At 67.6% G+C, this 21239-nt stretch carries 21 protein-coding genes; 7 read left to right on the top strand and 14 right to left on the bottom strand.

Annotated features, from left to right (window positions below; translation table 11 throughout):
• Positions 1-40 precede the first annotated feature (40 nt).
• Complete coding sequence (locus tag ACYVO6_RS15725; protein WP_461061902.1) at positions 41-238, bottom strand: hypothetical protein; 198 nt, start codon at positions 236-238, stop codon at positions 41-43.
• A 200-nt stretch (positions 239-438) separates the two neighbouring features.
• Between ACYVO6_RS15725 and ACYVO6_RS15730 the strand changes: the two genes are divergently transcribed.
• The 3 genes from ACYVO6_RS15730 to ACYVO6_RS15740 all read left to right on the top strand — a co-directional run bounded on the left by ACYVO6_RS15730 (position 439) and on the right by ACYVO6_RS15740 (position 3119).
• On the top strand, positions 439-651 hold the full coding sequence (locus ACYVO6_RS15730) for an IS3 family transposase (RefSeq protein ID WP_461061888.1): 213 nt from the start codon (positions 439-441) through the stop codon (positions 649-651).
• A 156-nt stretch (positions 652-807) separates the two neighbouring features.
• The gene (locus ACYVO6_RS15735; protein ID WP_461061593.1) at positions 808-2463 is read left to right on the top strand and encodes an IS4 family transposase; all 1656 of its coding nucleotides are present in this window, start codon (positions 808-810) and stop codon (positions 2461-2463) included.
• A 284-nt stretch (positions 2464-2747) separates the two neighbouring features.
• On the top strand, positions 2748-3119 hold the full coding sequence (locus ACYVO6_RS15740; protein WP_461061890.1) for a substrate-binding domain-containing protein: 372 nt from the start codon (positions 2748-2750) through the stop codon (positions 3117-3119).
• On the opposite strand, the gene ACYVO6_RS15745 is transcribed toward ACYVO6_RS15740, so the two are convergent.
• From ACYVO6_RS15745 to ACYVO6_RS15770, 6 genes are all read right to left on the bottom strand, one after another.
• Positions 3078-3227 carry a hypothetical protein gene (locus tag ACYVO6_RS15745; protein ID WP_461061595.1) on the bottom strand — a complete coding sequence of 50 codons (150 nt, stop codon included), beginning with the start codon at positions 3225-3227 and terminating at the stop codon, positions 3078-3080. The two genes, ACYVO6_RS15740 and ACYVO6_RS15745, sit on opposite strands and share 42 nt — an antisense overlap.
• Before the next feature lie 283 nt (positions 3228-3510).
• On the bottom strand, positions 3511-4449 hold the full coding sequence (locus tag ACYVO6_RS15750; protein WP_461061597.1) for a DUF6807 domain-containing protein: 939 nt from the start codon (positions 4447-4449) through the stop codon (positions 3511-3513).
• The gene (locus tag ACYVO6_RS15755) at positions 4446-5561 is read right to left on the bottom strand and encodes a Gfo/Idh/MocA family protein (protein WP_461061599.1); all 1116 of its coding nucleotides are present in this window, start codon (positions 5559-5561) and stop codon (positions 4446-4448) included. The genes ACYVO6_RS15750 and ACYVO6_RS15755 overlap by 4 nt, the downstream gene beginning before the upstream one ends.
• Positions 5562-5648: 87 nt before the next feature.
• Positions 5649-6953: an ABC transporter substrate-binding protein gene (locus ACYVO6_RS15760; protein WP_461061601.1), complete on the bottom strand. Its 1305-nt coding sequence runs from the start codon at positions 6951-6953 to the stop codon at positions 5649-5651.
• 102 nt (positions 6954-7055) lie between these two features.
• Positions 7056-7952, bottom strand: coding sequence for a carbohydrate ABC transporter permease (locus tag ACYVO6_RS15765; RefSeq protein WP_461061603.1), 897 nt, complete (start codon positions 7950-7952; stop codon positions 7056-7058).
• A complete protein-coding gene (locus ACYVO6_RS15770; RefSeq protein ID WP_461061892.1) occupies positions 7945-8856 on the bottom strand; it encodes a carbohydrate ABC transporter permease in 912 nt (303 codons plus the stop codon). The genes ACYVO6_RS15765 and ACYVO6_RS15770 overlap by 8 nt, the downstream gene beginning before the upstream one ends.
• 193 nt (positions 8857-9049) lie before the next feature.
• Between ACYVO6_RS15770 and ACYVO6_RS15775 the strand changes: the two genes are divergently transcribed.
• The gene (locus ACYVO6_RS15775) at positions 9050-10084 is read left to right on the top strand and encodes a LacI family DNA-binding transcriptional regulator (protein WP_461061605.1); all 1035 of its coding nucleotides are present in this window, start codon (positions 9050-9052) and stop codon (positions 10082-10084) included.
• 138 nt (positions 10085-10222) lie between these two features.
• Here the strand turns inward: ACYVO6_RS15775 and ACYVO6_RS15780 are convergent, their stop codons facing one another.
• Positions 10223-10933: a cupin domain-containing protein gene (locus ACYVO6_RS15780; protein ID WP_461061607.1), complete on the bottom strand. Its 711-nt coding sequence runs from the start codon at positions 10931-10933 to the stop codon at positions 10223-10225.
• A gap of 128 nt (positions 10934-11061) precedes the next feature.
• On the opposite strand from ACYVO6_RS15780, the gene ACYVO6_RS15785 reads away from it, so the two are divergent.
• Positions 11062-11697 (top strand): SGNH/GDSL hydrolase family protein, encoded by a 636-nt coding sequence (locus tag ACYVO6_RS15785; protein ID WP_461061609.1) that lies wholly within the window; start codon positions 11062-11064, stop codon positions 11695-11697.
• 166 nt (positions 11698-11863) lie between these two features.
• Here the strand turns inward: ACYVO6_RS15785 and ACYVO6_RS15790 are convergent, their stop codons facing one another.
• The 3 genes from ACYVO6_RS15790 to ACYVO6_RS15800 all read right to left on the bottom strand — a co-directional run bounded on the left by ACYVO6_RS15790 (position 11864) and on the right by ACYVO6_RS15800 (position 15978).
• A complete protein-coding gene (locus ACYVO6_RS15790) occupies positions 11864-14116 on the bottom strand; it encodes a choice-of-anchor Q domain-containing protein (protein ID WP_461061611.1) in 2253 nt (750 codons plus the stop codon).
• A gap of 342 nt (positions 14117-14458) precedes the next feature.
• Positions 14459-14584: a hypothetical protein gene (locus tag ACYVO6_RS15795; RefSeq protein WP_461061613.1), complete on the bottom strand. Its 126-nt coding sequence runs from the start codon at positions 14582-14584 to the stop codon at positions 14459-14461.
• 359 nt (positions 14585-14943) lie between these two features.
• The gene (locus ACYVO6_RS15800) at positions 14944-15978 is read right to left on the bottom strand and encodes a LacI family DNA-binding transcriptional regulator (protein WP_461061615.1); all 1035 of its coding nucleotides are present in this window, start codon (positions 15976-15978) and stop codon (positions 14944-14946) included.
• A 327-nt stretch (positions 15979-16305) separates the two neighbouring features.
• Between ACYVO6_RS15800 and ACYVO6_RS15805 the strand changes: the two genes are divergently transcribed.
• Both ACYVO6_RS15805 and ACYVO6_RS15810 read left to right on the top strand, forming a co-directional pair.
• Positions 16306-17376, top strand: a complete 1071-nt coding sequence (locus tag ACYVO6_RS15805) for a LacI family DNA-binding transcriptional regulator (RefSeq protein ID WP_461061617.1) — start codon at positions 16306-16308, stop codon at positions 17374-17376.
• A gap of 266 nt (positions 17377-17642) precedes the next feature.
• Positions 17643-18308, top strand: a complete 666-nt coding sequence (locus tag ACYVO6_RS15810) for a hypothetical protein (RefSeq protein WP_461061619.1) — start codon at positions 17643-17645, stop codon at positions 18306-18308.
• 339 nt (positions 18309-18647) lie between these two features.
• Here the strand turns inward: ACYVO6_RS15810 and ACYVO6_RS15815 are convergent, their stop codons facing one another.
• From ACYVO6_RS15815 to ACYVO6_RS15825, 3 genes are all read right to left on the bottom strand, one after another.
• Complete coding sequence (locus ACYVO6_RS15815) at positions 18648-19169, bottom strand: DUF2637 domain-containing protein (protein WP_461061620.1); 522 nt, start codon at positions 19167-19169, stop codon at positions 18648-18650.
• A 616-nt stretch (positions 19170-19785) separates the two neighbouring features.
• Positions 19786-20526: a DUF2637 domain-containing protein gene (locus ACYVO6_RS15820; protein ID WP_461061622.1), complete on the bottom strand. Its 741-nt coding sequence runs from the start codon at positions 20524-20526 to the stop codon at positions 19786-19788.
• Positions 20519-21232 (bottom strand): tyrosine-type recombinase/integrase, encoded by a 714-nt coding sequence (locus tag ACYVO6_RS15825; RefSeq protein ID WP_461061624.1) that lies wholly within the window; start codon positions 21230-21232, stop codon positions 20519-20521. The genes ACYVO6_RS15820 and ACYVO6_RS15825 overlap by 8 nt, the downstream gene beginning before the upstream one ends.
• Between the last annotated feature and the right edge of the window lie 7 nt (positions 21233-21239).

The raw sequence follows: 21239 nt of genomic DNA on the forward strand, positions 1-21239 counted from the left end.
CACCTCGCCGACAGTGCCCACCCAGGAACTCATGTGGTTCTCACGAATGATCGCGACTTCCGTTCACATGCGCCCGGTCCACCGTGTCCGGGATCCGGCCGACGCGACGCCAGCGGGCCAGCACCGCGCGACCGTAACTGTTCGTGCCCGCCACCCTGTCCAACTCCGCGCCACTGGGCATACGCCCCGAGGCCAACTGCCGCTGGAAGTGCTCCCACATCACCTCCTCCGCCGTCACCCCATCGGACCGAGACTGATCGCCCTGCGACGGTAGAGGCAGCCTCACCCGATCACCATCTCCTACCGACTCTCGACCGCTCTCGTTCGCCCCTTGCCGCTCTGAACCCGTCTCGTCTCGGCCCTCCGCGCCTTCCTCTCGCCGGGCTTGCTCTGTCTCGTCTCGATTCCGGGCCACACCACCGTCTCGCCTCCCTGGGAATCAACGCCGCCGCCGAGTCGTTCTTCGCACTGCTGAAGGAGGAGATCGGAACCCGCCGCTGGCCAAACCGGTCCAGCGCCCGCGCGGACATCTTCGCTTTCGTCGAGACCTTCTACAACCGACGGCGCCTACGCCGCCATCCACGCTGGGGCTACCTCACCCCGTTGGAGACCCGGCAGCGGCACGAGCAAGAGCAGGCCTTCACGGCGTAAGCATCAAGTGTCCAAGATCACGGGGAAGCTTCCAAGGCCGGGTAGTTAGCGTATTTCCGCTGGTGGCAAGGGAGTTCGGTGTCGGGTAGGAACGCGGGCAACGGGGCCGCGTTGGTCAGGTAGTCCGCCAAGACTTCCGGCCGTTGAGGAGCCCCGTTGCCCACGCGTCATTGTGTCCTGCCACCCGGTCTGGCGAGGGTCACCCGTGAGTTCATCGTGGCCGAGGGCCGGTTCGCGCCCGGTCATCTGGGCGAGTTGACGCAGGTCATACCGTTCGACCTCGTCCATGCCGTTCTGGATGAAACCCGTTGCGTGCAGCGCCGGTTACGGGATCTGCCCTCGCGGGTTGGGGTCTACTTCCTTCTCGCGATGTGCCTGTTCCCGGAGGTCGGCTACCGGCTGGTCTGGCACAAGCTGACCGCAGCCCTTACGGGCGTCGGGATCGAGGTCGCGGAGCCAACTGCGAAAGCCTTACGTGACCTGCGCAGACGGCTCGGTGCAGAACCGATGAAGCGCGTGTTCGAGACCCTGGTCGGCCCGCTCGCCCAGCCGGTGACTCCCGGAGTGCGGTTCGGGCCGTTCCGGATGGTCTCCTTCGACGGCTGCACCTCGATCAAGCTCCCCGATACCGAGCGCAACGTGGAGTGGTTCGGACCCGGCAGCCGTGGGGGGTATCCGATGCTGGAACTGATGACCCTGGTGGAGACCGGCACCCGTGCCCTGATCGGCGCCGTGTTCGGCACTCCCAGCGACGGGGAGACCTCCTACGCTCGCAGGCTCCTGCACCACCTGGGCCCCGGCATGCTGGTCCTGTGGGACAAGGGTTTCGACGCCAACGCCTTCCTCGCCGCCGTGCACGACACCGGAGCCAGTTTCCTGGGCCGGCTGCGCGCCAACCGACGCACTCCGGTCCTGAGCCGACTCACCGATGGCTCCTACCTATCGGTCATCGGCACCGTCCCGGTACGCGTCGTGGAAGCGCAGATCACCGTGGCCTATGACGACTGCTCGTTCACCAACTCCTACCGGCTGGTCACGACGCTGACCGATGCTCGCCGTTACCCCGCCCCGGCCCTCGTTGCCCTTTACCACCAGCGGTGGGAGCACGAGTCGGCGTATTTTGCTCTGCGTCACACGATCACAGACGGCCGGGTCCTGCGTTCAGGCGACCCGGTCGGGGTCGAGCAGGAGATGTGGGCCCTACTCGCCCTCTACCAGGCACTTCGGACCGTGATGGTGGAGGCCGCCGAGTCCCGGCCGGGCACCGACCCGGACCGCTGCCTCTTCACCATAGCCATCCAGACCGCCCGCGACCTCGTGGTCCAGGCCGCCGACGTCATCAAGCCCGGCGCCCTGGGCAACCGCACCACCGGCGTCATCGGCAACCGGGTCCTGGCCGGGCTCCTCCCGCACCGGCGCCCCCGCATCAGCACCCGAAAAGTCAGGTCACCGGTCTCCCGGTACGCCGAACGCCAAGACGACGGTCGTCCCGACACAAGCCGCCTGGCCACCGACCTCGACGTCACCATCCTCGAACCCGATCCCGACCTGCCCACCGTCTCGCACGACGATCGGCACACACCGGCCGCCGACCGGCGCCGACAGCGCGTCCTGGACCTCCTTCATGCAGAACCCGACCGCCAGTGGCACACCCACGACCTCGCCCGCCACCTCGGCGACATCACCCTCGGCACGATGTACCGACAGCTCGATAGATGGGCCGTAAACGGACTCATCGCCAAGACCGGCCCCGCCACCTACAGCAGCCCGAGAACTCGCTCAACCTCCTTGCCACCAGCGGAAATACGCTAACTACCCGGCCTTGGGGAAGCTTCAGGGCATGGCCCGCGGGCGCGGTCCCAGAACAGCAGGCCGTCCGACGCACGCCCGGGCGCCAAGCGTTCATCGGGAAGTCGAGAGCAACCTCTCCTACGCTCCGCGACCGTCGGTCAACGCATCGCTGGGATCCGCTCGGAGGTGGCCGAGCGCGGACTGGGGTTCGCCGCTGAGGAATCGTCCCGGGAATGGGATTACCGCCACGGCTACGACACGACCCGCGCCCTCCTGGGACGTCGCAGTGACATCCGCGCCCTGCTCTGCATGAACGACCGCCTCGCCTTCGGCACGTACCAGGGGCGCTGGCCGACCTCTGCCTCTCCATCCCGCAGGACGTCTCGGTGGTGTCCTTCGGCAACGATGAACTCGCCTCATGTCTCAGGCCCGGCCTGACAACCGTCGAACTGCCCCACGAAGCCATGGGCCGCACGTCCATCGGACTGATCCTCGACCACAACCGACGACCCGATTGTCACCGGAACCCCATGCCGGTCATCGAACGGGGCCCGGTACACCCCCCGTGGCTGAGCCCACTGACCACGAGTCACCCGGCCGAGCCGTCTGCCCCAACAGCGATGACCACGAGAACGTCAGACACTCCATCGCTCTTCGACGGGAGTGTCATGAATTAACCCGAGCAGCGCCGGCAGCAGGGTGATGGCAGCCGGCACGGTCAGGACGACGGTGACGGCCGCGCCGATGGCCATGCCGTTGATGATGCCGACGTTGAGGGTGAGCATGCCGAGCAGCGAGACGACGACGGTCAGCCGGCGAAGACGATGGCGCGGCCGGAGGTGTTCGTTGGCCGTTCGCAGACACCCCCGTCTACTGCGATCGCAGCAGACGGGGTGGCGAGGAAGGCGTGCACTCCCTTGCGTGCGGGAGTGCACGCCGCAGGGGCCTGCGCAGTGAGAAGGTCGGCTCACTCCGGCGCGAAGCGGCCCGCATCCCTCACTGTCCCGCGGCCACCGGGAGCGCGGCAGTCCCGCTCGATGTAGTGGTCCCATCCGCACTTCCTTGCATTCACGCGGACTCTCCGGCAGACGCGGACGTATCCGGCCGTGTGAGCGCCCGGCGCACCGCGTCCGCGAGTGCGGGAGCCGCGTTCGCGTCGGCGTCGGCAATCCCGACGCCGTAACAGAACCGCACCGTCGCGCCGTCCTCGATGGTCAGCTCCTCGCTGAAGAACGGCGCCGGATTGAGGCAGGCGAACTCCTGCGTCCGGGCGAACCACTGCGGCGGGTGACTCGGGTTGGACGCGTCGTCGACCATGAGCACGAGCGACTGCTCGTCCGTCTCGTCGTGGCGTCCCGCGAAACCCATCCACTCCATGCGCCGCCCACGGACCTCGTCGCCACCCAGACCTTCCTCGGTCACGAACTGCCCGCCGGTGAACGACCGCGGGCCCCGCCAGAACAGGCCGCCGTAGCCTGCGTTCTCCCGTCCCTTGGTGGTCGGCGATCCCATCGCGACGTCCCTTCCGGAGACGTTCGTCATCCGCGTCTCGAACGTCAACGCCCAGGCGTGCGGGGAGATCAGGCTCGCTCGCAGCGTCCTGCGTTCGGTGAAGAACAGCGCGCCGGACTGGGTGGTCCAGTCCAAGTCGTGAGCGAACGTCGCCGTTCCGTCGGCCCTGTCCAGAGCGACGACCCGGCGGTGGGCCTGGGTTCCGTTGTTCTCCAGCTGGACGTAGAAGCGTCCGTGGATGTACGTGGGGCCGCCCCAGAAGTTCTCCTCGCCGACGTGGGGCAGGGACCACGCGATGCCCTTGTGCCACACGTGGTCGTGGGGACGGAACAGGCTGACCGCCTTGCCGGCCCGGGTGCGCAGGGGATGGATGTAGGGCTTGGGTGATTCCAGCCGGACGGTGTCCGGCTGGTACACGTAGCGCAACAGCTCGGTGCCGCCGTCGCGGACCGTGATCGAGGTATCGAGGTCGTGGCGGATCTCAAGAGCGTTCATACGAGGGCCTCCTTGACCGGTTCCCACGGCACGGCGCCGCCGTCCATGCTGAGCGTGAACGGGTCGTCGTCGGTGAGTTCGCCCGCGGCGATGGGGACACCGCGGAAGGCCGAGGCGTACGTCGCCGCCGCGAACTCCAGTGTGCGACGCGCGTCCAGCAGACATACGCCGGGTTCCTGACCGGTCTCCCAGGCTTCGAACACGGCCTCGATCTGGAGCCTGTGGCCGCTCGTGATGTCCGGCTCGTCACCGTCGGCCCAGAGGGCCGAGAGCTCCTCGTAACCGGGAGTCGGCGTGAACCGCCAGTGCTCCTCGCGGTAGCCGTAGAGGTGCTCGAGTTCGACCGTGGCGTATTCGAAGTCGAAGCGCAGGCGCGAGGTCTCCCGGGGGGACAGCAGGGAGTTGACCACCGTGGCGAGGGCTCCGTTGTCGAAGCGGACGGCGGCGATCGAGACGTCCTCGGTGTCCGTGGGCCGGGCCTGGCGGTCGGCGAGTGCGGTGATCAGCGACCAGGGGCCGAGGACCGACAGCATCAGGTCGAACTGGTGGATGCCGTGTCCCATCGTGGGGCCGCCTCCCTCGACGTCCCAGCGTCCCCGCCACGGCACCTCGAAGTACGCGTCGGGCCGGTACCAGAGGGTCTCGCAGGCGGCGACCAGTGGCCGGCCCAGTGCGCCGGAGCGGGCCAGCCGTCGCAGGCGTACGGCAGCAGCGCCGTAGCGGTGTTGGAAGACGGTCAGGACCTTGGAGCCGGTCCGCTCCTGCACCGTGGCCAGTTGGTCCATTTCACGCAGGCTCAACGCCGTCGGCTTCTCCACCAGGGCGGTTACGCCGGCCTGCATCGCCATGGATGCCAGGGGTACGTGGGTCTGCGGGGGCGTACAGATGTGTACGAGATCGAGATCTTCGCTGTCAAGCAGAACCTGCGGGTCGTTGAAGACGTGCGGCACGGAGAATCGGTCGGCGAACTCGGCGGCGCGGGTGGGGTCGACATCGGCGACGGCGACCAGCCGGGCGCGTTCGGAGAGTTCGGTGAGGGCTTCGGCATGAGCGTGGGCGATACCGCCGGTGCCGATGATGGCCACGCGGTACGGCGGCCGGAGGCTGGGCATGGGTGTTTTCTCTCTCTTGGTTCCTGGCCCACTTCTCGTGGGGCTCCCGGGGGCCGTGGGCAGCGGCGACGGCCCCCGGGGAGGAGGTCACTTGGCCGCGTCGATCTCGCCCTGGAGCTCCTTGATGAAGGCCTTCGCGGCGGCTTCGGGCGAGGTCTTCTTGAAGTAGACCTCCTGGCTGTAGCGCTGCAGCTCCGGTTCGATGACGCTTCCGCCGTTGGGGGTCACGACCGGCGACTCACCGGGGGTCACGGCGTTCATGTAGTCGGCTGCCGCCTTGTCGGTCCCGGCCAGACCCGGCTGAAGGTGCTTCAGCATCTCCTTGTTGGCGGGGATTCCGCGCTCCGTCTTGAGGATGTCGGCGGCCTTCTGGTCGTTGAGCATGAAGTTGACGAACGCGGCTGCCTCGGCCGGGTGCTTGCTCTGGCTGGAGACCGCCCAGTACATCGAGGGCTTGAAGAAGTTCGCCTTGGTGTCACCGACGCGGGGCAGCTGCAGCAGCCGCAGGTTCGCGCCCGTCGCCTCCTGCAGCGCGGTGACCTGCGTGTTGTAGGCCCCCATCATGGCCGCCTTGCCGGTCGCGAAGCTGCCGGCGGTGACACCGGCGGTCAGGTCCTCGACCATCGTCGAGGCCTTGGCGCTGGCCCCGGAGGAGACCAGGTCGAGACCGTACTTCCACATGCCGGCGAGGGTCTCGGGCTTCAACGAGACGTTGCCGTCCTTGTCGAAGAGGTTTTCGCCGTGCTGACGAGCCCAGTACTTGAGACTGCCGGCGTCGAAGCCGGGTGCTCCGGCCACACCATGGATCTTGCCGTCGCTCTTGTCGGTCAGCTGCTTCCCGATCTTGGCGTAGTCGTCCCACGTCCACGTCTTGTCGTCGGGAAGCTCCACACCGTACTTCTTGAACAGATCGGTGTTCACGACGACGGACATGACGCCGATGCCGACGGGAAGTGCGTACTGCGTTCCGTCGACCTGCCCGGTGGCCAGGGCCTGGTCGTCGAACTGCGAGGTGGTGAGGAGCTTCTTGGCCTGGCCGAGGTCGTACAGCGCTCCGCGGTCGGCGTACGACGCGAGATAGAGCTCGTCCATCTGGACGACGTCGGGAGAGTCCTTGGCCGCGGTCGTCGTGGCGAGCGCGTCCCAGTATCCGTTCCAGTCCTTGTACTCCCCCTTGACCGTGATGTTGGGGTACTTCTTCTCGAACGCCGCGATGACCTCGTTGGTGAGCTGGGCGCGGGCGTCCGCTCCCCACCATGTGGCGCGAATGGTGACCGGCTTGTCGCTGAGATCGGAAGCGGATCCGGTGCTGCCGCCGGAGCAGGCGGTCAGTGCGAGCGAGAGTGAGGCGACCGCTCCGATCGCGACGCGTCTGAAGGGGCTGGGGTTCATGTGCTTCTCCTGGGCCTGATGGGTGGGTCGGGTTGGTGGCTGCGGTGTTCCCGAGCGGTCATGGCTCGGTCGCCTCCGCATGTCCGGCAGTAGCCCCCGCAGTTACTTGCCGCCGGTGGTCGCGATGCCTCGCAGCAGGAAGCGCTGTCCGGCGAGGAAGACGAGGAAGACGGGAACGAGCGACACGACACTCATGGCGAACACCGAGCCCCAGTCCGTCGCGGTCTGCTGGTCGACGAAGGTACGCAGCGCGAGAGGCGTGGTGTACATGTCCGGGTCGGTCAGGTAAATGAGCTGGGTGTAGAAGTCGTTCCAGGTCCAGATGAACGTGAAGATCGCGGTGGTCGCCAGGGCCGGGACCATCAGCGGCAGGATGACGTGGAAGAAGATCCGCGCGTGCCCGGCGCCGTCGATCCGTGCGGCCTCGTCGAGTTCGCGCGGGATACCACGGATGAACTGCACCATCAGGAAGATGAAGAAGGCGTCGGTCGCCAGGAACTTCGGCACGATCAGGGGCAGGAACGTGTTGACCCAGCCGAGTTCCGAGAACAGGACGTACTGCGGCACGATGATCACGTGGATCGGCAGCATGATGGTGACGAGCATGATGGCGAACCACACGCGCTTCGCCCGGAATTCGAGCCTGGCGAACGCGTACGCGGCCAGGGAGCAGGCGAGGAGGTTCCCGAGGATCGCGCCGGTGACGACGATCGCCGAGTTGATCATGTAGTGACTGAACGGTTGGGCGAAGGCGTTCCAACCATTGGAGTAGTTCTCGAGGCGCGGGTGTGTCACGGCGAGTCCCGCGCTGCGGAAGATCTGGCTGTTGGGACGCAGCGAGCTGACCACCATCCACAGGACGGGGTAAAGCATCGTCAAGGCGCAGAGAGCCAGCAGGCAGTGCTTGAGAGGGGCGCGCACCGCGCGCCTGATCCGACGTATCGCGTGAGGGCGGGGGGCGGGCAGCGAGCCGGGTACGGCTGCGGTGCGGTCAGTCATCGTAGAACACCCAGTACTTTGAGGCCCAGAAGTTGACGGCGGTGAAGGCCGCGACGATGAGGAGCAGGACCCACGCGAGTGCGGACGCGTACCCCATGTCGAAGTGGCCGAACCCGCGCTGGTACAGGTACAGCGAGAAGAAGAGGGTGGAGTCGGCGGGCCCTCCGGTACCGCCGGAGACCACGAAGGCCTGGGTGAAGGTCTGGAAGGCGTGGATGATCTGCAGCACCAGGTTGAAGAAGATGATGGGTGTCAGCAGCGGAATGGTGATGCTGCGGAACTGGCGCCAGCGCTTCGCGCCGTCCACGGAGGCCGCCTCGTAGAGGGAGGTCGGAATCTGTCGCAGCCCGGCGAGGAAGATCACCATGGGTGAGCCGAATGTCCAGACGTTGAGGACCACGAGGGTCGACAGCGCCGTTCCCGGCTCCGAGATCCAGCCCTGCCCCTGGATACCGACGAGGGCCAGGGCCTCGTTGACAAGGCCGTTGGTCCCGAACATCGCGCGCCACAGCACGGCGATCGCCACGCTGCCACCGATCAGTGACGGCAGATAGAAGACGGATCGGTAGAAGGCAAGGCCACGCACTCCCTTGTCCAGCAGCAGGGCGAGCCCCAGGGCCATCGCCAGTTGCAACGGGACGGAGACCAGGACATAGCTGAACGTCACCTCGAGCGACTTGTGCAGACGCTCGTCGTCGACCATGCGCGTCCAGTTGTCGAGTCCGCTGAACTGCGGCGGCTGCAACAGGTTGTACTTGGTGAAGCTGAGGTAGAGCGAGGCAATCATCGGGCCGAGAGTGATCCCGAAGAGCCCGACGAACCATGGCAGTAGGAAGAAGAACGCCGCCTTGTTCTGCTGTCGCGCGCCCTGTTGGGACCCGCGCAGCCGGCGTAGTTCGTTGATGGAGCTCACGGCACTGCTCCCTTGAGCGGCGGCATCGGAAACACAGTGGTGCGGGCCTGTCCCGGGCCCCGCGTGACCAAAAAGTGATCGTTCACTCTTCGGGTTGCGAGGACCATAGTGAACGATCACTTTTTGCGTCAAGAGTGTGTAGTCTCTGACTTCACCGAACGTTGGCGGAAGGTGGGGGAAGCGGATGGACGGCGCTGACACGGCGCGACGACGGCCTACGATCACCGATGTGGCGCGACTCGCCGGAGTGTCACCCCAGACGGTTTCGCGGTATCTGCGGTTCAACGGCGGGCTGAAGCCCGCGACCCTGGAACGCGTGGAGAAAGCCATACGGGAACTGGACTACCGTCCCAACCTGGTGGCGCGGTCGATGCGCACGCGGAAGACCGGCCGGCTGGCGATCCTCATGCCCGCCATGGCTTTCAACCCGTCCCGCATGCTGGCAGGAGCCAGCGCGACGGCACACGCCGCAGGGTATTTCGTGGACGTCGTGAGTGCCGGGGGCGGCGTACATGCGAGGAGCGACCGCCTGCTGGAGCTCGCCGACTCGGGACAGTTCGAGGGCATCCTCTCCCTCTCTCCCGTGCTCCCCTCGGTGCAGAACAAGCTGCACCAGAGGACCGCCGTGGTGATCTCGGCCGACTTCGACGACGAGATGCGGGGCATCGGGGAGTTGACCGACGCCACGCCCGTGGTGCAGATGATCGAGCACTTGGCGGCGCTCGGTCACTCGCGGTTCCTCCATGTGGCGGGCGACGCGCAGTTCGCTTCCGCGAGGGCGCGCAAGCAGAGCTATCTGGAGACCGTCGAACGCCTCGGGCTCGAGTCCGTCGGGGTCTTCGACGGAGACTGGTCAGGAGAGTCCGGCATCGAGGCGATACAGTCGCTCCCGAGCCATGCGCGGCCGACCGCGGTGATCGCGGCCAACGACCTCGTCGCCGCCGGCGTCGTCCGGGGCGCCCGGGAGCGTGGCTGGGACGTGCCGGGCGACGTCAGTGTGACCGGTTGGGACAATGTCGGGGTCGGGCAGTTCATGACCCCGTCCCTGACCACTGTCGACGTGGACCTCGAACGACTCGGCACCAAGGCCATGGCCAAGTTGATCGCGGGTTTGCTCGATACAGCGCCCGAGACGAAGGATGAACCCCTACTCCGGATCATCTGGCGGGAGTCGACAGGGGAGCCGCCTGCGACCGGGCGTCACAGCCGCAGGCGGTGACCAAGGGCGGGCGCCGCCGAAGTGGGCGCAGGGCAAGCGGCCCCTGTCCGTACCCTCTGCCGGCGCTGCCGTCCGGTCACCTTCAGGCGCGAGCCGGCCCGGCCGCGCACGCTGCCGGGCCTCAAGCGCACACCGGCATCAGTTCTGGTAGACGTCAAGCCGACCGCACATCCCGAACTTCCCACGGGCAACGGGCTGTTCGGACCTCACGGCGGCATCCGCGAGGTGGGGGGACTCTCCCCGTTCCAGCCAGTCGAGCTGCGCCCCAGTGGCCGCGGCGGAGGCCTCGGCACCTCGCCGCCACCGCTCGCGCCACTCGGCGATGCGCGGCCGCACCAGCGCGGCGGCGGTCCGGTGGAACGCGGCCAGGAGCTGTGGCCCCTCGGCCTCCCGCAGTGCCCGGTAACCCTCCAGGGCGAGGTCCCGCCGGGCCCGGGCAACGCGCTCCTGCTCCTCCTCGGGCGCGTCAGCCGGGATGGCGGTGGCACGGGCGTACGTCTCCGGATCGGTCAGGTACTGCGGGGGCAGTGTGAGGACCGCGTCCCCCGCCTCCGGCAGCCCGCTGTTCTGCATCAGGACGGTGATCCGCAGATCGCCCTCGTTGACCAGCCGGTGGATGGTGCCGGGCGTGAACCAGGCGACCGTACCGGCCTGGAGCGGAGTGACCTCGTACCCGGATGCGGTCAGCGTCTGCACGGCCCCGCGTCCGCCGGTGACGACGTAAGCCTCTGAACACGCCAAATGCATATGAGGCGTACCGCCGCACGCCCCGTCGGCGGCAGGCCAGTCGTATACCGACAGATGTGAAACGGCGACGCCCCCGGGCAATCCAGTGTTGGTTGTGCTCATGTGCGTGTCAACACTCCAGTTCACGACAGTAAGCGCTTTCTGTTTCCTTAATTTACGCGCCGATCACCCAACGGGTCAATGTTCTGCCTAAAATCAAACCTGAAATAGCGAAGCTGCAAGGAGATGATGTGAACGTTGGGTTGGCGGGCAAGAGCGTCTACGCCTTCGGCGACAGCATTGTGTACGGACATGTGTATCCGCATAGTTTTATGGACGTCGTTGCGGAGCACGAGGGCATGACCCTCACCAAGTTCGCCCGGAACGGCGCGACCATCGGCGCCGACCCATATGCTTCCGGTGGGCAGATACTTGTGCAGGTCGAGGATGCGACCGACATCGCGCCGGACTTCGTCATCTTCGACGGAGGCACCAACGACGCCCAGTCCATCTTCAGGGACCGCGCGTACACGATCGGCACCTACGCGGAAGCGCTGGAGAAGACGCTGCACACCATGAAGCGGAAATGGCCGACCGCCCGCATCGTGTACGTCGCCGCCCACAAACTCGGTTCGCGGGACTGGGACACTCAGGTGGCACTGCGCGAGGTGACCTTGCAGGCCTGTCACAAGTGGGACATCGCCATTGCCGACATCTTCGGGGACACCACGTTCGACACGCGCGATGACGCCCAGCGTGCGAAATACACATTCGACGACCTGGTCAACGGTTTCCCTGGCACAGAGGGATCGGGAACACATCCCAACAAGGCGGGTATCACCACATTCTATGTACCGGTGGTAAGCGCCAGGCTGAAGCAGATTTAACCACGTTGATCAGTACGGCAATCAGCTCTGCCAGGCCGATATCGGCCTGGCAGAGCTGATTTCTCTTTTCAGGACGTCAGCTTGAGCTGGGCACCATTGGCGGTGGAAGCGCTTGCCGGATCGGGTGCACTTACCCGAATGCCGCGCCGCCGGCTGGACCTGGCTGTCACTGGCCGAATCCGGTACCGCGCGAGATCCGGACGTCGTCCACGTGCACCGCCCCGCGCTCGCCCCCGTTCGAGTACCACGCGACCTTCGCGATCCCCGGCATCGACGTGCGGAACGCCGCGTCGTTCACCACGCGCCGGCCGTCGATGTCCAGGTCGAAGCGCTGGTTCACGGTGTCCACGGTGAGCGTGACCCGGTACCACTTGCCACTCGTGTACGTACCGATCACACGGTCCGTGGTTCCCTCGTACGCGTGGATCTCGCCGCGCGCGAACGCGACGCTGACGGCTGGGGCACCGCTGGCGTTGTACACGTAGGGCAGCCCGAACCAGCCGGCCTGCGTGTCGTTGCGCATCACCTGCGTGTCGACGGTCACCACGCCCTGCAGCGGGGTGCTGAAGAGCCGGGCGAGGTTGGTCCCGTCGGTGCCGCCACCTTCGATGGTGCGGGTCAGCCGGACACTCCTGTCGGTGGCGGACGGCGTCGCCACCACGTCGATCTGGTTGTTGGTCGAGATGACTCGCCATCCGTTGGTCCCGTTGGCGAGCGCGCCGGTCGCCAGGCCGTCGAACGTGTCCGTGAACGCGATGTCGGGCGCGCCGCGTTCGAAGGCACCGATCTCCGGACCGTTCCCGATCGGCACAGTAGCCCCGGCGTAGTCGAGGCCGCCGTTGCCGGTGACGGTGGCGCCGGCGTCGACGAACGGCGATCCGGACTGGAGCGCGAAGTTCGCCGCGGTGCCGAGTCTCGTTCCGTTCTCGTCACCGTAAGGCCCCGTAACGGCGGCGTTCACGAACTGCGGAGCGCCGACCACGGCGTTCGCGTCGGACGAGGGCCGAGTTGTCAGGTTGGACGAGTACCCGTTGTTGTTGTAGATGATGGTCGACTGTTGCCTGAACTCGGGTGCGGACTGTCCGGAGACGAACAGGTTGTTGGTGAATGTCACCTTGCCGCCGACACCGCCGCTCACCATGGTCGGCGAATCGGTGTTGGCGAAGGTGTTGTTGTAGACGTGCGCCACCGAGCCGGTCTGCTGTGACATGTGGATGTTCCACCGTTTGCTGCCGGTGATGACGTTGTAGCGGATCACCACGCTGCCGAACTTGACCGCGGAGTTGCACGCGCACAGCAGGATGCCGTCGCCGTTGTCGTGGAGGTAGTTGTACTGGAACAGCTGGTTGGTGGTGCCGATGTCGGGGTCCAGGGCGTTCTGGTCGGCACCGCCCGACGAGAGGCGGGTGCCCATGATCTCGTTGTGCTGGACGGTGACGCTGTCGGCCATGTTGGTCTCGACGCCGGAGACGCCGACCCGGTCGATCACGTTGCCTTCGACGAGTGCGCCTCGGACGCCGGTGATGTAGATGCCGTTGCAGCCGAAGGGGGTGTTCGCCTGCGTGATGTAGTTGCCGCGGAACGTGACGTTGGTGTACGGCTTCCAGTTGGTGTCGCTGGCCGTGGCGCGCTTGCCCCAGCCGGTGTAGACGGCACCGGGCGCGTCACCGGCGTACTGCTTCGTGACGATCCCGTTGAACGAGGTGTTCTTGATGGTGGAGTTCTGCACGGTGATGCCGTCGAGCATCGTGGGGGCGCCGGGGGCGGTGATGTCCTGGACGCCGGTGAGGAAGGCGATGCCGCCGGTGTTCTTCGAGCGGTCCCAGCCCTGCGCGAAGCTGATGCCCGGCTTGTTGTCGGTGGTGCTGCCGCCGACCCACTTGACCTCGCCGGTGACGTCGTGCACGTCGACCGAGTCGATCACGAAGTGGTGCAGGGTCTGGCCGTTGTCACCGTGCACGCCGATGCCGCGGAAGTCGCCGAGTTTCGAACCGTCTGTCGTCCCCGTCGGTACCGCGTTGGACACGTCGAGGTTGCGGATCTCCCAGTACTCCTGGTTGTTCAACCGCACCGCGTCGCCGACGGTGCCCTGTCCGGCGATCTTCGGCTTGGCGCCCGCCCCGTAGCTGTCGATGGTGATCGGGGCGCCGTCGGAGCCCGACCCCTTCGGCCACAGCTGCCCGGTCCAGCTGTCACCGGCCTCGAAGCGGATGGTGTCGCCGGGCTGGAATGTCTTCGCGTTCACCTTGCTCAGCGAGCGCCAAGGCGCGCTGCTGCTGGTGCCGGCGTTGCTGTCGTTGCCGGTCGCGCTCACGTAGTACGTGGCGCCTGCGGCAAAGGCCTGCTGCGCGGGGATGAGCACGATCGACGCGAGCACGATTGCCAGCGCGCACAGTGCGGCGGCTGTCGCTCGTGACACAAGTCTTCGGTTGACGGTCATTGTCCTCTTCTTGTCGTCTGCGGTGGTGAGGTACCGGCTCCTGTCGTGACGCCTCCAGCCGAGACGTCACGTAACGACGCGGGGCGCGGGGACTTCGGGACCGTGCGGTGGACGCACCAACGGGTGCCCGACGACATGGGCACCGGTCCGGCCGGGCATGCCCCGTCGAGGGCTGAGATCGGCGGCGGCTCCAGGAGTCGTGCTTCGAGTGTCACAGTGCCTCCGGATGTGAAACCGGCCGTCGAGAAGCCTCGCGCCCGCCCCTCGGGCGGCACCGGGAAAACGTATTCCGCGCAGTGTGCCCAGCGGAGATCGAGCGCGTCAAGGTTTCGAGCAGATGAACGCCTCGGCGTCGTGGAGGCCCTGCCGGAAACCGGCGACGCCACTCGACAGCGAGCCGTGCGGCAGCCCGGCCGCTTCGGACGGCGCTCCGCACTGGCTGCTCAAGCACCCGTCTCCCCGCGGGACCCAGCAGTGCAGGCGGATCTCCGCCCATGAAGGTGAGGGCTGGATGTCGGACAGGACCGGCGCCCACCAGATGATCGGCTTCATCGGTGCGGTGCGGCGCAGGCACTGGCCACTGCTGCCCCCGGTGCAGGGGCGGCTTGGAAGGCGCCACTCACGGAAGCGAAGGTGTCTACTCCCGGTGGGAAATCGCATTCCGTGCAGTGTTCGCCCGTGCTCGAAGGCGTCAAACGTCGGTCAGCACGTGAAAATGAGTCTTTCGCGTGTCAGGTTCTGGTGACCCGAAGACTCTGTGTGCGGCGGTCGGAGTGCCCCGGCGGCGCGGTCGGCTCAGGCTTCGTTCAGTGGACGCGGATCGCTGTGCTGTCGCGCACCACGACCTGCCCGCACATCATGAAATGCTCTGCTTCCGCACAATCCGCGAGCGCGAGGCGGACCGCCTCGGCACCTGCCTCCGCCAGCGGCAACGACACGGTCGTCAGCCGCGGTGTCACGTCGATCGCGAGCTCGATGTCGTCGAACCCGGTCACCGAGACGTCCGTCGGCACCGTCACCCCGGCAGCCCGGAAGGCTGACATCGCACCGATGGCGATGGTGTCGTTGGCGGCGAGGACCGCGTGGGGCGGCTCCAGCCCTTCGGAGACCAGCCGCCGCGCCACGTCGAACCCCCCTTGGCGGCTCACCGCACCATGCCGGATCCGGATGTGCCGCTCCTCGACGCCGCCGTCGCGAAGCCCGGCCACGAAGCCCGCGGTGCGGGCGGAGACGTTCCCCCGCCCGCGCACGCCGGCGAGGATCGTCACGTGCCGGTGTCCCGCCCCGGCGACATAAGTGCCCAGTTCCTTCGCGGGGCCGTGATTGTCGAAGCTGATGGAGTCGAACGGCATGTCGGTGTCACCGACGATCACCACCCGGCCGCCCTCGCGTTCGTAGCCGAGCAACTCGTCGAGCAGGCGCCCGCCGAGAGCGTTCGTGTCGAGGCGGCTCGAGGTCAGAATGAGCGCACGCGGCCGCAGAGCACGTTGCAACCGGACGGTTTCGAGCTGGCGCTCGGCCGTGCCGTGGGTCGACGAGACGGTCACGAACGCCCCGGCGTCGCGCGCCCGCCGTTCCATCGCCGCGGCGACCATTCCCATCGACGGGGTCGTGAGGTCGTCGCCGACGACCGCGATCGAGTCGTTGGCGCGCCGCATCGCCCGGGCCGAGGCGTCCGCGGTGTAGCGCAACGCAGCCGCGGCGGAGAGGACCCGCTGCCGGTAGTGCTCCGCGACCGTCCGGGAACTGCCGCCCAGAACTCGTGACGCTGTCGCGACCGAGACGCCGGCGGTCGCAGCAACGTCACGCAGGGTGACGGTCGCCCTCGCTGAATGGGGCATCGTGCCGTCCCTCCCGCACCACGAAAACGAGCCGCCGTCGACGTTACCCGAGGACAACCCTGGCCAGGCCGCCGACGGGGGTGCGGAAGTGCCGGTGCCCGACTCCGGATGCGGTCGCCCGGCTGGAAGGTGGTCGAGTTGGCCCGGTCGGGGCCCCGCCAGACATGCGCGTAGTCGAGGCCCGACGCGTATCGCGGCCGCGGGGGGGGGAACCGGCCAAAGGCAGCGGAAAGCGCACACGACACCAGTGAACGGCCGACCCACGGAGTGACCTCGGCATTCACTCCGCACCTTCTGGGCTGCGCGGCTCGGTGCACAATGTGCGGCATGGAAGATGGATCGGCAGCGCCTGTACGGCGTCGCGGGGAGGCCGTATCCGGGGAGCACCAGGCGACCCTGCGTGATGTGGCGCGGACGGCGGGCGTCTCACAGGCGACGGCGTCGCGGGTGCTCAACGGCAGCATCCGCAACGTCCGGCAGGAGAACGTCGACCGTGTGCTCGCCGCGGCCGCGGAACTGGACTACGCGCCGCACCTGTCCGCCCAGGCGATCGCGCGGGGTTCGACGAACATCGCCGCGCTGGTCGTCAGCGGTGTCGACGACCCGTACTTCTCCTCCATCGCGGGAGGGGTGACGCAGGCAGCGGAGGCTGCCGGACTCATCGTGACCATGGCGGTCGCGGACCGTTCCCCGGAGCGGGAACTCCAGATCGTCAAGACGCTGCGCGGCATGCGCCCCCGCGTCATCATCATGACCGGCAGTCGCATCGACGGCACCGGCACCCGCGACACCCTCGTCGAGGAGCTTGACGCCTACCGGGAAGCGGGCGGCAGTGTGGTCCTGATAAGCCAGCACGACCTGCCGTTCCACACCGTCAGCATCGACAACTACGGTGGAGCGCGGCAGCTTGCCCGCGCGCTGGTAGGCCTCGGCTACCGGCGGTTCGCGGTGGTCCGCGCAGGAACCGGACTCAGGACGTCCCGTGACCGGTACAACGGCTTCGTGGAGGGCCTGCACGAGTTCGGCATCAACATCGACGCACGGTTGGTGGTCGAAGCCGAGTTCAGCCGCCGAGGGGGTTGTGCGGCGGCTGAGGAGCTCGTCCAGCGGGGACTGAACGGCACGGAACTCGTCTTCGCGGTCAGCGACGTCATGGCGATCGGTGTGATGACCGCATTCCGCGACGCCGGGCTTGTCCCTGGCCAGGACATCGCCGTCGCCGGCTTCGACGACATCGGCCCAGCGGTGGACGTCGTCCCGGAGCTGACCTCCGTGACCGTTCCTCTGCAGCAGGTCGGGCTCCGCGCAATGGAACTCGCGCTCTCCGACGACGACGCCTCGCGGATCGTACCGGTCGCTACGAACGTCGTCCTGCGGGAAAGCACACCCCTTCGATGACTGTTCCCGGCTCTCCGCCAGACCCGCCTCACCGCACCGCCCGTCGAGCCCCCCGCGGACGGTCCGAGACAGCAAAGCGGCAGAGGCACCCGCGCTAGCGGACAGAGCGAGACCGCCTGGAAGGAGCCCGCCTCATACGGGTGTGCGGGGCCGTGGACCGGTCGGGTCACAGGGGCTTGAAGGTGCGGCGGCCGGGCGCGGCAGTGAGGACTTCGACGGTTTCGACCGTGTAGTACCAGGCATGCAGCCGCAACCGTCCGGACGACATGATCTACCTCGGGAACCCGCAGGATGCCATCAGCCTGCTCGGCGTCGCCGCCATGTACGCCACGCTGCCCGCGACGAAGGCGCTGGTCGCCTCACAGACCGGCCGGGTGACGCGCCTCTCGGCGGCGCCGACGAGCTCCTGGCGGACGGGCTCGGCGACGACGTCCCCGAGTCGGTACCTCGACGCGGCCGAGCACGCCGGGGCCCGCGCGGTCTCCGCCCGCGACCTCACCGGACTCAACCGGGGCCAACGACCCGCGAGCATCCACTTCGAGGGCGCCCTCAAGCTCAGGAAGCCCGGCTTCGACCGCGTCCGCGTCATGGACCGCGTCGGCCTGGCCGCCGCGCTGTTCGACGAGGGCGAAGCCGAGCAGGGAGCCGCCGCGGCCCGCCAGTCGCTCGACGACACCGCCTGTATCGACTCCACCCTCGTCGCGTCCCGGCTCAACACCCTGCTCAACTCGGCCCGCCCGTACGAGACCGCCGCGGTCAACGAGGTATGTACAAGGGCGAAGGAACTCGCCGCCGCCCGGCCGACGACGGCGGATCCCGCCCGAACAAGGCTTCGTAACGCTATGGCTAGCGACATCTCCTCCACATCACCCTGCCGGACCAGCACAACCTGCCCAGCCGCACCAGGGAATCCGGACCGTGCTCATGAGTGATCGCGGCTTCCGTTCGGACGAGCCTGGTCCGCTGTGCCCGGGATCCGGCCTGCACGGCGCCAGCGAGCCAGCACGGCGCGTCCGTAGTTGTTCGTGCCCGCCACCCGATCCAGCTCCGCGCCGCTGGGCACACGCCCGGCAGCCAACTGCCGCTCGAAGTGATTCCACATCACCTCCTCCGCCGTCACCTCGCTCGGCCGAGACCGATCCCCCCTCGACGGCAGAGCCTGTGTCCTTTCCGACTCTCGACTGCTCTCGCTCGCCTCTCGCCGACCCACCGCTGTCTCGTCTCGGTCCGCTACGGCTTCCTCTCGCCGGGCGTCCTCCGTCTCGTCTCGGTCACTCGTCGGCCCACCGCCGTGCCGAGTCTCGGCAGCAGCCGTCGCCGGACCACCCGCACTCTCGGCGTCCTCTCGACCGCCGCGGTGCGCGAGCAGTTCCACCGAGAGCAGCAGGGCCACCGGAGGCCAGCCCGCCACCAACACCGGCTTCCACTCCAACGCAGGCGCAGCCGCCACATTCGCCGCCAAAGAGACCGCGATACCAAGGAGGAAAGCCAGCCACACCACAGCCCGCCCCCGACGCCCCACGCTGCGGGCCGAGTTGAGCAGCCCCTACCGTCGCCAGCAACAAGAGACCATCCACCGACAACGGCCACAACGTGGCGCTCACCGCATCCGCCCCACCCTGCAGGGCAAACGCCCGCTGATGTACATAGGAGGCATACGCGGCCACCGACGCCACCACCAGCGCACAGCCACGCCGCACCCACACCTCAAACCCGACACCGGCACCGGCATTCGAAGGAGCGTCACGAAGGTCTACAGACTCGTCGCGCGGTGTTTCGCCCCGGGCGCTCACCGGGAACCACTCCCACGACGGCGCCGCCGGGACACCTTCGGCACCGTCACCGTCGCGGAAAGCACCAGCTCACCGCGGGTACGAGACCCTACAGATGCTGTCGGTGCCACCCCGGGGGCTCGAACCTGTGCAGGATCGCATGATGACCAGCGCAACGTCTGTGTGCACTCGATGACTCGCGCATGCGCGGCAACTGCTGAGGGACTCTGCAACGGCACGCTGGGCGACCATTGGCGTGGCCATGTCCTCAATAGGCAGGAGTTAAGCCCTGCGGGTTCAGTCGGCCAACGGCGTTCCTGCTCCCGGCAGCGCCTCGCTGAGCTTGGACACGCACGAGGCGAGCCCGCATCCTACGGTGCGCGTCGTTGTGTTCCTCTTCGCCCTTCAGTAGCGGTCGTCCGAGGCGTTAGGTGCTGGATCAACCGCTAATTGCTGTCGGCAAATTGGCAGGTCAGGACCTACTAAAGAATTGCTAAGCAGCTACTAAGAACCTCGCAGGAACCGTCCAGTTCGACGTGACGCCCGTTCCCTCGTATGCCTCAGAGGCGGGATGGCCCGGAACACTCGCACGGTGCACCGTGCACCGTCTCCGGTCACCACGCGACCGGCCATACTCCTAGCGCGCTACAGCCCGGATCCCGCTCTCGACCTCCGGCACGCTTCCTGCACGCAGAACGGCGACCAGTGCACGGGAACGCGCCGCGCCGATATGCAGACGCTTGCGAAGTGTCTCCGCAGAGATCGGCCGCCGGTGGGTCTGCCAGTGCCGGGCATCTTCCGCCCGAGCTCGCTCGAGAAGATCACCGCCGCCGCCGTCTCCCCAGATGCCGAGTTCGACTGGTTGGACGCTGCGCAGCCGCCCGCCGGTGGGGCCAGGCCCGCCCGATGGTGCTCTCGGCGCATCGGTGGCGACAGCGCGGATACCTCTGATGGCCTGCAGCAGGCCGGGGCCGACCCCTGCCCAGCCGATCAGCAGGAGCGGGCCGACCGCGTCGAAGGCCGCCCGCCCGTACGCGCCCACGAGCAGCGGTTCGGTGACGTTCAGGGCAAGCGTCAGCAGGCTGGACAGGAGCAGCAGCCTGCGGGCCGGGCGCAAGGCCGCGGCGGGGGCGCCATAGAGGGCGAGGTAGCGGATCGCCAGCAGCAGCGCCAGGACCGACAGGTCCACGGCGGGCGCAACGAGCGGGGCCACCCAGGCGGATACGCCCAGCCGCAGGGCCAGCATCCACACGTTGCCGAAACCGAAGAGGAAGGCCAGGCCCACCACCATCCCCGCGATCACAGTGACAGCGCGGAAGGCCAGCCGCTGCTCACGCACCGCGCCCCGCCGCACCGGCATCACTCGGGGCTCAGACATGATCGCCGACTCCGATCCGCTGGTGGGTCTCCTGGGCGCGTTCGGCGGCGGCGCTGGCCCCGTAGCGGCGCGGTATCTCCTGCGAGGTCCAGCCGAGCAGCAGCATCAGGTCGCCGGTGTCGGCGCCGGCGCGCTTCCACTCGTGGGCGAAGGTGTGCCGCCACCGGTGGGCGTGCAGCTTGACCAGGCCGGCCGCGAGGCCCCGCCGCTTGAGCATGATCTTGATGCCGTTGGGGGCCAGCGGCCGGATCCCCCGCTCGGCCAGCCACAGCTCCGGCAGGTCGGCCGCCTTGTGCTTGGCGCGGGCCCGCAGATAGCGGCTGACGGCCCGCGCGGTCCTCGGCCCGAACCGCACCCGCCGGTCCTTGCTGCCCTTGCCGTGGTAGTGGACGGACTCGGTGGTCAGGTCGATGTCGTCGAGCAGGAGATTGCCGACCTCGGACAGCCGCGCCCCGGTGTTGCAGTACAGGCGGATGATCGCCTCGTCCCGCAGCTGGACGAACTGCTTGCCCCGACAGGTGCCGAGGACCTTCGTGGTCTCGTCGTCCCGGATGACCGGGACCAGCTTCTGCGGCATCTTCGGCTGCCGGACGCGTTCCATCGGCGACCGGTCGATCTCGCCCTCGTCGAGCAGCAGCCACTTGAAGAACCGCTGCAGCCCCTTGTGCTTGTTGAGCGCGGTCGATGCCGACCGCGTCTCGGTCATCCACGCC

The sequence above is a fragment of the Streptomyces pseudoechinosporeus genome (assembly GCF_054783935.1).

Bases quoted from the DNA above. Each gene is read 5' to 3' on its own strand.
- ACYVO6_RS15765 (WP_461061603.1), bottom strand. From the start codon at position 7,952: ATGACTGACCGCACCGCAGCCGTACCCGGCTCGCTGCCCGCCCCCCGC.
- ACYVO6_RS15750 (WP_461061597.1), bottom strand. From the start codon at position 4,449: ATGAACGCTCTTGAGATCCGCCACGACCTCGATACCTCGATCACGGTC.
- ACYVO6_RS15745 (WP_461061595.1), bottom strand. From the start codon at position 3,227: ATGCTCACCCTCAACGTCGGCATCATCAACGGCATGGCCATCGGCGCG.
- ACYVO6_RS15810 (WP_461061619.1), top strand. From the start codon at position 17,643: ATGATCTACCTCGGGAACCCGCAGGATGCCATCAGCCTGCTCGGCGTC.
- ACYVO6_RS15825 (WP_461061624.1), bottom strand. From the start codon at position 21,232: ATGACCGAGACGCGGTCGGCATCGACCGCGCTCAACAAGCACAAGGGG.
- ACYVO6_RS15780 (WP_461061607.1), bottom strand. From the start codon at position 10,933: ATGAGCACAACCAACACTGGATTGCCCGGGGGCGTCGCCGTTTCACAT.
- ACYVO6_RS15760 (WP_461061601.1), bottom strand. From the start codon at position 6,953: ATGAACCCCAGCCCCTTCAGACGCGTCGCGATCGGAGCGGTCGCCTCA.
- ACYVO6_RS15755 (WP_461061599.1), bottom strand. From the start codon at position 5,561: ATGCCCAGCCTCCGGCCGCCGTACCGCGTGGCCATCATCGGCACCGGC.
- ACYVO6_RS15820 (WP_461061622.1), bottom strand. From the start codon at position 20,526: ATGTCTGAGCCCCGAGTGATGCCGGTGCGGCGGGGCGCGGTGCGTGAG.
- ACYVO6_RS15805 (WP_461061617.1), top strand. From the start codon at position 16,306: ATGGAAGATGGATCGGCAGCGCCTGTACGGCGTCGCGGGGAGGCCGTA.
- ACYVO6_RS15775 (WP_461061605.1), top strand. From the start codon at position 9,050: ATGGACGGCGCTGACACGGCGCGACGACGGCCTACGATCACCGATGTG.
- ACYVO6_RS15800 (WP_461061615.1), bottom strand. From the start codon at position 15,978: ATGCCCCATTCAGCGAGGGCGACCGTCACCCTGCGTGACGTTGCTGCG.